Consider the following 13,779-nt stretch of genomic DNA (forward strand, 5'->3'; position numbering starts at 1 on the left):
AGCGAGGCTGTCGGACCACGGGGCTAGATGGTAATTGGCTTGCGGATGGCCAGCACGAACGGGCCGACCGTGGACACGTCGAAGTACTCGTCGTCGAACAGCGCCTCGTCGAACGACACGTGGTAGCGCCGCACATTGGGCTGGTTCGGGTAGACGTCCTCGGCCAGCCGCAGCGTGTAGGTGTCGTTGGCGCCGCGGCGCATCAGGAACACCGTCGGCGGTTCCCAGGGCAGGGTGTCGAGAGCCTCGACGAACGCCTCGGCATCGGTGAGTTCGGCCCACCGCTCGATCGCGGCGGCCCGCTCCTCGAACTGCGCCAGAGGGTTCGCGTAGTGCGAGGTCAGCCCCTGGAAGCCGTAGTACGGGTAGTAGGACAGGAAGCTGTAGTCGGCGGTGAGCACCACCGTCTCGTTGCGGGGCCGGTCGGTCACTTCCCGAATGCGTTCGTCGACCTCCCCGTAGTACTGCACCGCGCCGGGCGGCCGACGGTCGGCGCGGTCGCCGTAGCCATCGGTGTCGCTGTAGGCGACGGCGATGTCGGAGCGGAGCACGTCCGGAATGTCCTGGCTGAACGTCACCGCCCCCAGCGCACCGATGGTGGTGGCCACGGCGACGACACGGTGGGCGTTGCCCGGTTGGACGCGTGCCGCTGCCGCGCGGGTGACTTCCAGGAAGCCGAACGCGCCGGCGGCGGCGAGCAGGATGGTGAGCATGGGCTGCAGGCGGAAGGACAGCAGCGTGGTGCCGACCAGCGTGGTCAGCATCGACAGCAGCGACCACAGGTAGACCGTCAGCACTGCGACGGCCAGCGCACCCGCGCGGGTGGAGGTGCGCGCATAGACGACCAGCCACAGCGTGCCGAGCATGCACAGCGCACCGAGCAGGGTGAACTGCAGCATCGGGAACGAGAGCTCGGCGCCGTCCTTGGGCAGGTAGTGCTGGGCGGTTCCGGTCTCTGCGGGGGTGCCGCGGGAAGCGGCCAGCAGGAAGGGTCCCCAACCGATCAACGCGATCAGGCCCGAGATTGCCGCGATGGCAGCCAGCCGCAGCAGCGGTTCCCAGTGCCGGCGCGACCCGGCCACCAGCACTGCCATCACCGTCAGCGTCAGTGCGGCGTAGGCCAGCAGCAGGGTGTAGAACAGCGCGGCGACGCCGAGGAAGATGCCGGTACCGACGACGGCGGCCCAGCCGCCGTTGCGGGTCTTGCCGCGCAGCCCCGACCACGCCAGGACGAACACTGGGGGCAGCAGCACCGCGATGATCGCCGCGTACGGCTCGGCGGGGGAGTACGCCAGCGCGGCCGCGGCGGTGGCCGCCGACACCACCAAGGCGAACTCGAAGCGGATCATGGCCGCCCACAACACCAGAGCCACCACGATGGCGATCGTGATCGAGATGATCGACCACGGCTTGAACATCTCCCAGGCCGGCGTGCCGGTCAGCGCGGCCAGCCGACCGCCGAGCCAGAACCATCCCGGCGGGTAGAACGGCGGCAGCCCGATGTAGGTCATGTCGTTCAGGGCGGGCGAATCCGTCAGCCGCGTCAGGTATTCGGTGCGGAACTGCTGGTCGACCGAGATGCCGAACAGATAGAGCCGGGTGGCGCCGAGCGGCATGGCCAGGGTGACGACGGAGAACGCCGCCAAGAACAGCAGCGCGCCCATCCGGGCCAGGGTCCGGCGGCCGCGCCGCCACAGCAGCCCGCTGGCGAACAGCCCGGCCAGAGCGCCCACCTGACCGACGGTGGTCAGCGCGTGCAGCTGATTCGACGAGTTGTAGGCCGGCCAGTCGACCTGTGCGATCGCGAGCAGGCTGACCACCGCGACGGCCACCGCCACGGCAGCCGCGACGACCATCTGGCCGGCCACTTTCACCGGCGCGGCCAGGGCGCTGCGCATCAGATGGGCAGCTTGCGGAAGATCGGCCGCGGGATGTGGCGCAGCACCATCATCACGTAGCGGAAGGCGCCCGGCGCCCAGACCAGCTCCTTGCCCTTCGCGGCCGATGTCACGGCCAGCTCGGCGACATACTCCTTGTCCACCGTCAGCGGTGCTTCCTTGACGTGGGCGCTCATTCTGGTGCGCACCTGCCCCGGCCGGATGACCAGCACCCGGACCCCGAACTCGCGCAGCGCTTCGCCGAGTCCGAGGTAGAAGCCGTCCAGCCCGGCCTTGGTGGAACCGTAGACGAAGTTGGATCGCCGGACCCGTTCTCCGGCAGCCGAACTCATCGCGATGATCTGTCCGGAGCCCTGCGCGCGCATCTTCTCGCCGAGCAGTACCCCGATCGAAACCGCTGCGGTGTAGTTGATCTCGGCGATCTGCACAGCCTTGCGCTGGTCCTGCCAGAGCTCTTCGGCGTCGCCGAGCAGGCCGAACGCGACGATCGCGACGTCGACATCTCCGCTGGCCCAAGCCTGCGCGATGACCGCCGGGTGGGTGTCGGTGGCGACGGCGTCGAAGTCGATCACCTCGACCTCTTTGGCGCCGGCCGCCTCCAGTTGCTGCTTGGCCGCGTCGCGCAGCGGATCGCCGGGCATACAGGCCAGCACGACACGGGCCCTGGCGTCGCGCAGGTAGCGCTCACAGATCGCCAGTCCGATCTCGGACGTACCGCCGAGCAGCAGGATCGTCTGCGGGTTGCCTGTTGCGTCGAAGACCATTTAGAGCAGCTCCAGTCGTCGGGCCATGTCGGAGGCGAAGACCCCATCGGGATCGACGCTGCGCCGCACCGAGATCCACTCGTCGATGCGCGGATACATGGCGTGGAAGTTCTCCGCGGTGGTGCGGGAATCCTTGGCGGTGTACAGCCGTCCACCGAACTCGAGCACCCTCTTGTCGAGACCGTTGAGGAAGGTGTTGAGTCCGGGCGTGATCTGGAAGTCGACGCAGACGTTCCACCCGGGGATCGGGAAACTCAGCGGTGCCTCGTTGCCGGGACCGAACAGCTTGAACACGTTGAGAAATGACGGGAATCCGGAGCGCTGGATGTCGACCATGATGCGCTTGAACTCGTCGACGGCCTCGGTCGGTACGACGAACTGGTACTGCGCGAAACCGACTTTGCCGTAGGCGCGGTTCCACTCCCCGACCATGTCGAGGGGGTGGTAGAACTGCGTCAGGTTCTGCGTCTTACCGCGGTAGGTCTTGCCCATGCGGTACCACAGCTCGGTCATCGTGCCGAAGGTGTACTTGTTGCCCAGCCCGTTGGGAAACACGTCGGGCGCCGTGAAGTATTGCGGGGCATCGAATTTCAATGGCGCCTTCTGAAGCTTGCGGGGCAGCTGGTCGACGGTGGCCAGCGAGCCGCGGGAGATGACCGCCCGGCCCAGCTTCGGCGGAGCGCTGATCGCGTCGAACCAGGCGCTGGAATAGGTGTAGTTGTCCTCGGTGCCGTCGCTGTGGAACGCGATGGTTTCGTCGAGGCTGTTGGTGACGTCCCCGTCGGCGATGAAGTACGCGGTCTCGGTGGGTGTCATCGCGATGGTGGCACGCAGGATGATGCCGGTCAGTCCGTTGCCGCCGACGGTGGCCCAGAACAATTCGCTGTCGTCCCCGGTGGGGGTCAGGTGGCGGACCTGCCCGTCGGCGGTCAGCAGGTCCAGGGCGCGCACGTGGTTGCCGAAGCTGCCGGCGCTGTGGTGGTTCTTGCCGTGGATGTCGCAGGCGATGGCACCTCCGACGGTGACCTGCCGGGTACCGGGCAGCACGGGCACCCACAGCCCCAGTGGCAACGCGGCCCGCATCAGCTGGTCGAGATTGACGCCGGCATCCACGTCGACCAGCGCGTCGTCGGAGTTGATGGTGTGGATGCGGTTGAGCGCGGTCATGTCCACGACCAGGCCGCCGCCGTTCTGCGCGTTGTCGCCGTAGGAGCGACCCAGCCCCCGGGCGAGCACACCGCGGTCGGGCGAGTCGGCGGCTTGGCTGACCGCCTTGACGATGACCTCGGGGTCTGGCGTCGCGAGCACCTGCGCCACGGTCGGCGCGGTGCGACCCCATCCGCTGAGCCGTCGCGGGGTCGTCGGAACTTCGGTGCCAAACATCGTCACAGAGGGTACCGGTAACCGCCCGCCGTTCAGCGGAGCCGGAAGATCACCGTGCGCTGCACGAGGAAGTTGATCACCGTCGCCGTGCCCTGTGCGATCACGAACGCCACCGGCACCCGCCAGGGCTGATCCTCGAATTCCATGTAGAAGAGGTAGTTGATGCCGACCTGGACGGCATAGGTGATGCCGTACAGGATCACCACCGCGACGAACCTTCTGGTGCTCGGGGGAGCCTGGAAGGTCCATCGTCGGTTGATCAGGTAGGCGGTGGTGGTGCCCGCGATGAAGCTGAGCGTCTTGGCCACGTTGACGTGCAGTCCGGCCGCCAGCAATGCCACGTAGAGGCCGAAATCGACGACGGCTGCCAGCCCGCCGGTGACCAGGAAGCGCCAGACCTGGGTGGTGAGGCTCAACTGCGGTGAGATCGGGGGCTCGGCCACCCGGGCAGCTTACGGGGCCGCTCAGAACGGCGGTGTGTTGCCGGGTTTGGTGAGGCCTTCGCCGTTGAGTCTGCGTAGGACGGTGAGGTAGCGGGTGTGGGCTTGGGCGCGGGTGAGTCGGCGCCGGGGCATCATGGCGCCGCGTCGCTGGTCGGGGGTGGGGGTCGGTGGTGGGCCGTTGCTCCAGAGGGTGCCGGTGGGTGTGCACAGGGTGGGGAAGAGCAGGGCGCTGCCGGGTTTGGTGAGGTAGGTGTGTCCGGTGGGGCTGGTCCATTCGACGGTGCCGTCGGGGTGTTGGCGGTCGTACCAGCCGTCGGGGCCGGTCCAGAAGGTTTTCAGAAGATGGTGAAAGCGGCACAGGCATTTGAGGTTTGAGGCGTGGGTGGGTCCGCAGGGGTAGGGCACGGTGTGGTCGATGTCGGCGCGGGTGGCTGCGATGTCGCAGTGGGGGAAGCGGCAAGTCAGGTCGCGGCAGCGGATGAACTCGGCCAGCGCGCGTGAGGGCAGGTAGCGGGGTTCGGCGGGGCTGTCGCCGGGGTGGACGATCTCGCGGATGCGGGCGTTGTCGCGCAGCGGATGCAGCGCCGCGGGCGCGAGCACGCCCTTGCCGAACAGGAACGCCGGCTTCGACGTAGGCGCGGCGACCGACGCGGGCGCCGGTGCGGGTGCTGGTGCGGGCTCAGGCACGACGTCGGGATCAGCCTGCCCAGCCTCATCCCCGTCGGCATCGGCATCGGCCTTAGCCTCGCCCTCGCCCTCGCCCTCGCCCTCGCCCTCGCCCTCGCCCTCGCCCTCGCCCTCAGCCTCAGCCTCGGCCTCGGTTGCGGGCTCAGGGGTGGTGGTGTCGGTGATGACGTAGATGGTGGTGTTGGGTGCCGGGCGGGGGTGGCCGGCGGCGGTACAGTCGGGCAGGCCGCAGCTGCAGGTCAGGGCGTCGAGGCCGTAGCCGATCGCGGCCAGGGCGTCGTTGCGGCGCTGCTCGAGTGTGCGGGGGTCGGCCTCGCAGACGGTGTGGGCGATGGTGTTGATGCGTTCGTGCAGTGCTGCGGCGTCGCCGGGGTGCATGCGCGCCCACATGCTGACCAATCCCACCGGATCAGACGGGCTGCCGAACTGCACAGCGCGGTCGGGGGTGTGGTCCTTGGCCGCGCGCAGCGCGGCTGGATCATGGGTGATGACCGTGGCGTCGATGGCCTGCTCGGTTTTGGTGCGCGACAACGCCCCCCAGAACCCGACCTGACGGGCCACCGCGTCGTCGACTGCGGCCATCGCACTCGGGTCGGTGATCAACTCGGTGCGATAGACGATGGTGCGCACCAGCAGGTCACTGATCAGGCCCTGGGCGAACAGGGCCGCCACCTTGGGCAGCCGGTCGCGCAGCGCCACCGCGCGGTGGGTCTGCACCAACGCCAGCGACTGGCTGATCCCCATCGCGGCGGCCAACTCGGCGGCCACCGCGGCATCGGGATCCAGCCACCAGCTGCTGCGCTCGGCCGCGCTGGCCAACCCGGTGCGCCGATCGAACAACTCGGCCAACACCGCCAGCTTGCGGGCCGCGGCCATGTTCTCCGCCCGCGCGAAGTCACCGGCGGCGTCGATCAGCCCGGCCGCATCCAGCGACCCGACTACACCCACCCCCGGCATATCGAACATGTGTTCGATTATGCCACCGCCCACCGACACCACGGCGCCTCAAAAAAATCAAGATCCCGCCAACCGGCAACCAATTGCTGCCAGTGGAATGAAAGCGCTGACCTGCCGGTTTAACAGGTCAGATCGATCACGATCGCACCAGATGTCGAAACCGCGTGATTCGCTCCACGGCTTGAGACCCGAACGAGGGATAGAGCAATGAAGAATTTCACCATCGCCGCCACCGCCGCCGCCGGACTGTCGATCGCCGTGCTCGGATTGGCCGCCCCGGCTGCCGCCGCGCCGTCGGGCTCCGGGGACGCCGGGGCCACCATCAGCGCGCTCGAGGCCGAGGGCAACCGCGTCATCGTCAACCGTCAGGGCAGCACCCCGCTGGGCGAGGCCACCGTGGTCTCGGTGCGCCCCGGCCCGGAGTTCACCGAGTGGGTGTGGGACGCCCAAGGCGATGACCGCATCCAGGTCCCCGCCGGGCGCACCTACTTCGTCGACGTCAAGTAATCCGAGCCCGCAGAACACCGGAGAAGGGGCGCCTCACCGAGGCGCCCCTTTTCTCATGGCTACAAGCCGCTGTCGCGCAGGACGGCGCACAGCGCGGTCACCGCGGGGGCGAAGGCGTGCTCTGCCGGCGCCGCGAAACCGACGATCAAGCCATCTGGATTTCCCAGCGCGGCATCGGCGTCGGGATGGCGCATCAGCGACAGTCCCATGACGGCGATGCCCGCGCCCCGGGCTCGTCGCAGCACCTCTGCCTCTGCCCCCGCCGGTAGCGTCACCACAGCGTTCACGCCCGCGGCCAGACCGCTCACCGACACCCGGAACGGCTCCAGAGCGGCGACGAGGAGGTCGCGTCGGCGCCGGTAACGCAATCTCATGCGGCGAATGTGGCGGTCGTAGGAGCCGCTGCGGAGGAACTCGGCCAACGTCAGCTGACTGATCGCATCGACGTAATACTGTTGCCCGCCAGCGGCGTCCACCACCGCGTCGACCAGTTCGCCGGGCAGCGCCATCCACCCCAACCTCAGTGCCTGCGACAAACTCTTGCTCGTCGAACCCAGATACGCCACCCGTGCCGGGCACAGCGCCTGCAGCGCACCGACCGGCTGGCGGTCGTACCGGAACTCCCCGTCGTAGTCGTCGTCGAGAATGAAACCGCCGGTGCGTTGCGCCCATTCGACCACAGCCGCGCGGCGCGATGAGTGCAGCGCCATCCCCAGCGGATTGTGATGCGCCGGGGTCAGCAGCACCGCGGCGACGTCCAGCGCGTCGAGTTGCTCGACGCAGGCCCCGTGGTCATCGACCCCGATCGGCACCGTGTCGACCCCGCACGCCGCGATCGCGTCACGAAAAAGATGCAGTCCGTAGGCTTCCAGCGCCATCCGACCACCCAGCACTCGGGCAAGCAGCTCAATCGCGTGTCGGACGCCGGCGCAGATGACGATCGATTCCGCGGAGGTGCGCACGCCCCGGGCCCGCGCCAGGTACTCGGCGAGGGCTTCTCGCAACTCGGGCCGTCCCCGCGGATCACCCATCCGCAGAGCGTCATTCGGTGCACGGGACAGGGCGCGGCGCGTACATGCGACCCACTGACTGCGCGGGAACTCGGCCACATCCGGGGACCCGGGCATCAGATTGTGGGCGGGCGCGCCGCGAACGCCGCGGGGGCGTGCGGGTGCCATGGGGCGGGGCGCGCTGATCACCCAGGTGCCCGCACCCTGCCGCGCGCCCAGCCACCCCTCGGCGACGAGCTCGGCGTAGGCGTCGGCGACGGTGTTGCGAGCCAGACCGAGATCCGCGGCCAGTGCCCGCGACGGCGGCAGCCGCGCGCCGGACGGCAACCGGCCCGAACGGACGGCGTCGCGCAGCGCGGTGATCAGGGTGTTCTTGGCGCCGCGGGTGCCTGGCGCAAGATCTGCTCCGACCTCCAGGTGCAGATCGAGGCTGCTGGAATTGGCCCACGAAGTCACGCGCTGATTAAACCACTTAAGTGGGACACTGCACCGTTAGCGTTGCGGGCATGACACAGACGATGGCCCCACCCCGACTCAAGATCTACAAGGCGTCGCCCGAGCTCTACGACGCGATGATGACGCTGTCCACCGCCGCTGCCAAAGTCGTCGATCCGGAACTGGGGGAGCTCATCAAGATTCGCGCATCACAGCTCAACCGCTGCGCATTCTGCCTCGACATGCACACCCGCGACGCGCGCAAGCTCGGGGTCAGCGAACAGAAGCTCGATGTCCTGGCGGCGTGGGACGAAGCCGGGGACATCTTCAGTGCACGGGAGCGGGCGGCGCTCGCGCTCACCGAGGCCGTCACGGTGCTGGGCCACGGCGGGGTCTCCGACGAGATCTACCGTCAGGCCGCCGCCGAGTTCTCGGATCGTGAACTGGCGCAGGTGGTCGCGATGGCCGTGACGATCAACGCTTGGAACCGCATCAACGCGGTGGCCCAGTCACCGCTGCCGCGTCGCTGACGCCGCCGGGTGCCGGAAAGTGCCATTGGACCCTACGAACAGCACCTATGGGCGAACACCATGGAAGTTATGGACGCGACCACATCCGAGGCCCCGGTAACCGAGCTGACCGAGGGCCAGTGCTGGGAACGGCTGGCCGGGGTGTCGCTGGGCAGGCTCGTGACGACCGTGGACAATTGGACCGAGATCTTTCCGGTCAACTTCGTCGTGCAGGGCAAGACCCTGCTCTTCCGCAGTGCGGAGGGCACCAAGTTGCTGACCGCGGTGCTCAACGAGCATGTGGTGTTCGAGGCCGACGACCACAACGTCGTCGAGGGGTGGAGCGTGGTGGTCCGCGGCAAAGCCCGGCTGCTGTCCGGCGCGACGGAAACCGCGGAGGCCAACCGGGCCGGGTTGTATCCGTGGGTCGCCACCGCCAAATCACGGTTCGTCCGGATCACTCCGCAGAGCATGACGGGCCGACGTTTCGTGTTCGGACCCGAGCCCGACGCCACCGAACTGAGCAGCTGACCCGTCACACCCAGTAGGGGACCCGCGCGCGGTACTGGCGCATCGCCAGCGCAGCGAACGTCCAGCCGATCACGGTGAGCGCCAGGACGACAACCCAGTGCCGTAACTCCTGGTCGGCGCCCAGCAGCGGGGCGCGCACGATGTCGAGGTAGTGCAGCAGCGGGTTGAGCTCGACGATCTTGGCCCAGCCGCCCGCACCCTGCGCCTGAAGCGTCGACTCGTTCCAGATGATCGGCGTCATGAAGAACAGCAGCTGCACCAGGCTGGCCAGTAGCGGGCTGATGTCGCGGTAACGCGTGGCCAGAATGCCGAAACACAGAGCAACCCAGACACAGTTGGCCGCGATGAGCACCAGCGCCGGAATGAAACTGAGATCGGTCCAATGCCACGGTTTGGGAAAGATGATCGCGATGATCACGAAAATGATGATGTTGTGCGCGAACAACAGCATCTGCCGCCACACCAGCCGATAGACGTGCACCGAAAGAGGCGTCGGCAGCTGTTTGATCAGTCCCTCGTTGGCGACGAAGACGTCGGCGCCTTCCAGTATCGACGCGTTGATCAGGTTCCAGACGATCAGACCGAGTGTCACGTACGGAAGATGCTCGGAGAGCTCGAGTTTGAACAGCATCGAGTACAGCCCGCCCATCGCGACCGCGGTGGTGCCGGTGGCGATGGTGATCCAGAACGGACCGAGCACCGAGCGCCGGTAGCGCTGCTTGATGTCCTGCCAACCCAGGTGCAGCCACAGCTCCCGTTTGCGGTAGCCCTCGACCAGATCACCCCATGCGCGGGTGAAGGTCCTCGACTGCGCCGCGGCGTCCATGATGGTCATCTAGCCCCGAACCTCTCCCGTCGGCCCAACCGCCGCAACCTGATCCACTCCCGCAGGCCGGCCGGATCACGCCGGGTGATCAGGAAGTACCAGCCGAAGCGCAGCCACTCCTGGGGGATCAGCTTGCGCATGCCGGGTTGGGACTGCAGATACCCGCGGTTGCGGTAGGTGTAGAACCGTTTGGCCTCGTTGTCCGGATACTGCGTGTGCATGCGCCCGCCCAGGATGGGCCGGAACTCGTCGCTGCCCTGGGGGTGCAGATACACCGCGTTCAGACAGGTCCCGAACGGCAAGCCGCTGCGCAGGAGGCGGCGGTGGATCTCGGTCTCGTCGCCGCGCATGAACAACCGCAGGTCTGGCACGCCGACCGCCTCCAGCGTGGCGGCGCGGAACAGCGCTCCGTTGAACAGGTGCGAAATACCGGGCATGAAGTCGGGAAGCGTTGCGTCGGTGCGCAACTCACTGACCCGGCGCCGCCACACCAGCCCCCGCCGGAGCGGGAACGCCAGCCGCTCGGGATCGGCGAGATCACAGATCATCGGCGACACCTCAGCAAGATCGTGGCGCTGAGCGCAGGCGATCAGGGTGGCCAGCACCTCGGGATCCTGCGGGCGCCCGTCGTCGTCGGCAAGCCACACCCAGTCGGCGCCGAGGGCCAGCGCGTGCAGTATCCCCAGCGCGAAACCGCCTGCGCCGCCCAGGTTCCGGCGTGACCCCAGGTAGGTGGTGGGCATGGGTTGACCGGTCACCAGATCACGGACCCGGGGGTCCCCGTCATCGGAGAAGTCGTTGTCGACGACGATCAGATGGTCGGGCCGTCTGCTCTGCGCGGTGATCGCATCCAGCGACTTGGCCAGTTCGTCGGGACGGCGGTGGGTGACGACGACCGTGCAGACCTTCTCAGGACCGGTCACGCGCGTTCTCCTCGAGCACCTCGTGCACATGACGGGCGGCGTCCTCGCCTTCGTAGGCGCGCACGACCTCCTCGATACCGCCCTCCATCTTCACCGTGCCGTGGTCGATCCACATCGCGGTGTTGCACAGCCGCGCGAGGAATTCATTGGAGTGACTTGCGAACACCAGGATGCCGGAACGCTGCACCAGTTCGGCCAGCCGGCTCTGCGCCTTCTTGAGGAACTCCGCGTCGACCGCACCGATGCCCTCGTCGAGCAGGAGGATCTCGGGGTCGATGCTGGTGACCACGCCCATGGCGAGCCGCACCCGCATGCCGGTCGAGTAGGTGCGCAGCGGCATCGACAGGTAGTCGCCGAGCTCGGTGAACTCGGCGATCTCGTCGACCTTGGCCAGCATCTGCTTGCGGGTCTGGCCGAGAAACAGGCCACGGATGATGATGTTCTCGAAGCCGGAGATCTCCGGGTCCATCCCGACGCCGAGGTCGAACACCGGGGCGACGCGGCCCTGTACCGTGGCCACCCCGCGGGTCGGCTCGTAGATACCCGACAGCAGCCGCAACAGCGTGGATTTCCCGGCGCCGTTGTGCCCGACGAGTCCGACCCGGTCCCCCATCTTCAGCGACATGGTGATGTCACGCAGCGCCTCGATGACCACGACGTTGGACTCGTTGCGACCGATGGCCCCGCCGGCCTTGCCCAGAAACGCCTTCTTCAGCGACCGGGTCTTGGCGTCGAAGATCGGAAACTCGACCCAGGCGTTACGCGTTTGGATGAAGGGTTCGGGATCAGCGGCCACGCCGGGTCTCACAAGTACTGGCCGGTGCCGGGGTGGCCCGGTGTGCCCCGCTGGCCCGGCATCCCCGGGCCCGGCGGCAGCGCACCCTGACGCATTTGTTCCAGCTGCTGGCGGGCCGCCATCTGCTGTGCGAACAACGCGGTCTGAATGCCGTGGAACAGGCCCTCCAGCCAGCCCACCAACTGCGCCTGCGCGATCCGCAGTTCGGCATCGGACGGCACGGCGTCTTCGGTGAACGGCAGCGTGAGCCGCTCGAGTTCCTCGCGCAGCTCCGGAGCCAGACCGTCTTCGAGCTCGCTGATGCTGGTGCGGTGGATGTCGCGCAGACGACCTCGGCTGGCTTCGTCGAGCGGTGCCGCGCGCACCTCCTCCAGCAGCTGCTTGATCATCGTGCCGATGCGCATCACTTTGGCCGGCTGTTCGACGAGGTCGGTCAGGGACCGGCCGTCGGCGCCGCGCTCGTCCTCGGTGCCGTCCTGATCGCCGCCGATGATCTCGATGTTGTCGTCGTCGGTGTTGCTCGTCATCGTCCTAGAGTGCCTCAGCGTCCCGTGCTCGTTGCGGTCGACCCGACCGCGGCCTGCCGTTGGTCAGGTTGATCTTCTCTCAGCGCGACGATTTTTCCACCACGGCCCGCCCGCCGCCCCCGGTCTCGACGTCGCCGCGGCCACGGTCCGCAACCGAGCGAATCCGCGTGGCTCGGTGATCAACTGCTAGGACACCTGTCAACACCGCGACCAGCAACGATCCGATATGTAGCGCCCGATGTGCTCAGGTACCTCGACTAGTATGGCTGCGCAGATGGCCCGTTGATGGGTACAGCGGGCACCGACAGCGAGGTCGGGTATCCGCTGATTTCCCGGCCGTCGGGAGGGTCAACGGGGTTCCTCGACGCACTAAGGTGGGCTGCCATGGCATACGACGTCGCCCGGGTGCGGGGTTTGCACCCGTCATTGGGCGATGGCTGGGTGCATCTGGACGCGCAGAACGGCATGTTGCTGCCCGACACGGTGGCGCGTGCGGTGTCGACGGCGTTCCGCGGCTCGATGCCCACCGTCGACAGTCCGCACCCCGGGTCCCGGCGCAGCGCCGCGGTGCTGGCCGCCGCGCGCCAGGCCGTTGCCGATCTGGTGAACGCCGACCCCGCCGGGGTCGTCCTGGGCGCCGACCGGGCGCTGCTGCTGACCGCGCTGGCCGACGCCGCCTCCACCCGGGTCGGGCTCGGGTACGAGCTGGTCGTCACCCGGCTCGACGACGAAGCCAACATCGCGCCGTGGTTGCGCGCGGCCAACCGCTTCGGCGCGAAGGTCAAGTGGGCCGAGGTGGACATCGAAACCGGGGAGCTGCCGACCTGGCAGTGGGAGGACCTGGTCACCCGGCCCACCCGTCTGGTCGCGATCACCTCTGCGTCCTCGACTTTGGGGACGGTCACCGACCTGCGCGAGGTGACCAAACTGGTGCACGAGGTCGGTGGTCTGGTCATCGTCGACCATTCGGCGGCCGCTCCGTACCGGTTGTTCGACATCGACGACGTCGACGCCGACGTGGTCGCGGTGAACATGCTGGCCTGGGGCGGGCCGCCCATCGGCGCGCTCGCGTTCCGGGATCCGTCGCTGCTCGACGCGCTCGGGTCGATTTCGCTGGACCCGTCGGCGACCGGTCCCGCCCGGTTGGAGGTGGGGGCACACCAGTTCGGTCTGCTGGGCGGCGTGGTCGCCAGCGTCGAATACCTTGCGGCCCTGGATGATTCAGCTCAGGGTACGCGAAGGGAGCGGCTCGAGATCTCGATGCGCTCGGCCAGTGGATACCTGAGCGGCCTGTTCGACTATCTGCTGACATCGCTGCGGTCACTGCCCACGGTGATGGTGCTCGGCGATCCCGAGGTCCGGGTCCCGGTGGTCAGCTTCGTGATGAACAACGTGCCCGCCGAACGGGTGGTGCAGCGGCTCGCCGACAACGGCATCCTGGCGATCGCCCATGCGAATTCCCGCGTGCTGGACCTGATCGGCGTCAACGACATCGGTGGCGCGGTCACGATCGGACTGGCGCACTACAGCACCACGGCCGAGGTCGACCAACTGGTTCGGGCGCTGGCGTCGCTGGGCTGAGC

Annotated in this window: 14 protein-coding genes; 4 read left to right on the forward strand and 10 right to left on the reverse strand. The window is 67.9% G+C overall.

From position 1 onward, the window contains the following. Window positions 1–23 precede the first annotated feature (23 nt). From G6N31_RS22705 to G6N31_RS22725, 5 genes are read right to left on the reverse strand one after another with little or no spacing between them, the layout of a single operon-like run. A complete protein-coding gene (locus G6N31_RS22705) occupies window positions 24–1,898 on the reverse strand; it encodes a galactan 5-O-arabinofuranosyltransferase (protein WP_098005236.1) in 1,875 nt (624 codons plus the stop codon). Next, window positions 1,898–2,662 (reverse strand): decaprenylphospho-beta-D-erythro-pentofuranosid-2-ulose 2-reductase, encoded by a 765-nt coding sequence (dprE2, locus tag G6N31_RS22710; RefSeq protein ID WP_098005235.1) that lies wholly within the window; start codon window positions 2,660–2,662, stop codon window positions 1,898–1,900. Before dprE2 ends, G6N31_RS22705 begins: the two co-directional genes overlap by 1 nt. After that, on the reverse strand, window positions 2,663–4,045 hold the full coding sequence (gene dprE1 / locus G6N31_RS22715) for a decaprenylphosphoryl-beta-D-ribose oxidase (protein ID WP_098005262.1): 1,383 nt from the start codon (window positions 4,043–4,045) through the stop codon (window positions 2,663–2,665). Window positions 4,046–4,077: 32 nt separating this feature from the next. Continuing rightward, on the reverse strand, window positions 4,078–4,473 hold the full coding sequence (locus G6N31_RS22720) for a GtrA family protein (protein ID WP_098005261.1): 396 nt from the start codon (window positions 4,471–4,473) through the stop codon (window positions 4,078–4,080). Window positions 4,474–4,509: 36 nt separating this feature from the next. After that, entirely contained in the window at window positions 4,510–6,141 is a 1,632-nt protein-coding gene (locus G6N31_RS22725; protein WP_163722327.1) for an HNH endonuclease signature motif containing protein, read from the reverse strand. A gap of 198 nt (window positions 6,142–6,339) precedes the next feature. Between G6N31_RS22725 and G6N31_RS22730 the strand changes: the two genes are divergently transcribed. Next, window positions 6,340–6,639 (forward strand): hypothetical protein, encoded by a 300-nt coding sequence (locus G6N31_RS22730; protein ID WP_163722329.1) that lies wholly within the window; start codon window positions 6,340–6,342, stop codon window positions 6,637–6,639. Window positions 6,640–6,698: 59 nt separating this feature from the next. Here the strand turns inward: G6N31_RS22730 and pdxR are convergent, their stop codons facing one another. Then, window positions 6,699–8,105: a MocR-like pyridoxine biosynthesis transcription factor PdxR gene (gene pdxR / locus G6N31_RS22735; RefSeq protein ID WP_098002227.1), complete on the reverse strand. Its 1,407-nt coding sequence runs from the start codon at window positions 8,103–8,105 to the stop codon at window positions 6,699–6,701. Window positions 8,106–8,155: 50 nt separating this feature from the next. Between pdxR and G6N31_RS22740 the strand changes: the two genes are divergently transcribed. Both G6N31_RS22740 and G6N31_RS22745 read left to right on the forward strand, forming a co-directional pair. Continuing rightward, window positions 8,156–8,614: a carboxymuconolactone decarboxylase family protein gene (locus G6N31_RS22740; RefSeq protein ID WP_098002226.1), complete on the forward strand. Its 459-nt coding sequence runs from the start codon at window positions 8,156–8,158 to the stop codon at window positions 8,612–8,614. A gap of 69 nt (window positions 8,615–8,683) precedes the next feature. Then, the gene (locus G6N31_RS22745) at window positions 8,684–9,124 is read left to right on the forward strand and encodes a pyridoxamine 5'-phosphate oxidase family protein (RefSeq protein WP_098002225.1); all 441 of its coding nucleotides are present in this window, start codon (window positions 8,684–8,686) and stop codon (window positions 9,122–9,124) included. Window positions 9,125–9,128: 4 nt separating this feature from the next. Here the strand turns inward: G6N31_RS22745 and wzm are convergent, their stop codons facing one another. The 4 genes from wzm to G6N31_RS22765 are packed head-to-tail and all read right to left on the reverse strand — an operon-like array spanning window position 9,129 to window position 12,196. After that, window positions 9,129–9,959 (reverse strand): galactan export ABC transporter permease subunit Wzm/RfbD, encoded by an 831-nt coding sequence (gene wzm / locus G6N31_RS22750; RefSeq protein WP_098002224.1) that lies wholly within the window; start codon window positions 9,957–9,959, stop codon window positions 9,129–9,131. Next, complete coding sequence (gene glfT1, locus G6N31_RS22755; RefSeq protein ID WP_234815193.1) at window positions 9,956–10,873, reverse strand: galactofuranosyltransferase GlfT1; 918 nt, start codon at window positions 10,871–10,873, stop codon at window positions 9,956–9,958. Before glfT1 ends, wzm begins: the two co-directional genes overlap by 4 nt. Then, complete coding sequence (gene wzt, locus G6N31_RS22760) at window positions 10,860–11,669, reverse strand: galactan export ABC transporter ATP-binding subunit Wzt/RfbE (RefSeq protein ID WP_098002223.1); 810 nt, start codon at window positions 11,667–11,669, stop codon at window positions 10,860–10,862. Before wzt ends, glfT1 begins: the two co-directional genes overlap by 14 nt. Before the next feature lie 8 nt (window positions 11,670–11,677). Next, window positions 11,678–12,196 (reverse strand): bacterial proteasome activator family protein, encoded by a 519-nt coding sequence (locus tag G6N31_RS22765; protein WP_098002222.1) that lies wholly within the window; start codon window positions 12,194–12,196, stop codon window positions 11,678–11,680. A 384-nt stretch (window positions 12,197–12,580) separates the two neighbouring features. On the opposite strand from G6N31_RS22765, the gene G6N31_RS22770 reads away from it, so the two are divergent. After that, the gene (locus G6N31_RS22770; RefSeq protein WP_098002221.1) at window positions 12,581–13,777 is read left to right on the forward strand and encodes a cysteine desulfurase-like protein; all 1,197 of its coding nucleotides are present in this window, start codon (window positions 12,581–12,583) and stop codon (window positions 13,775–13,777) included. Window positions 13,778–13,779 lie beyond the last annotated feature (2 nt).

This window comes from Mycolicibacterium duvalii (assembly GCF_010726645.1).
GTDB lineage: Bacteria > Actinomycetota > Actinomycetes > Mycobacteriales > Mycobacteriaceae > Mycobacterium > Mycobacterium duvalii.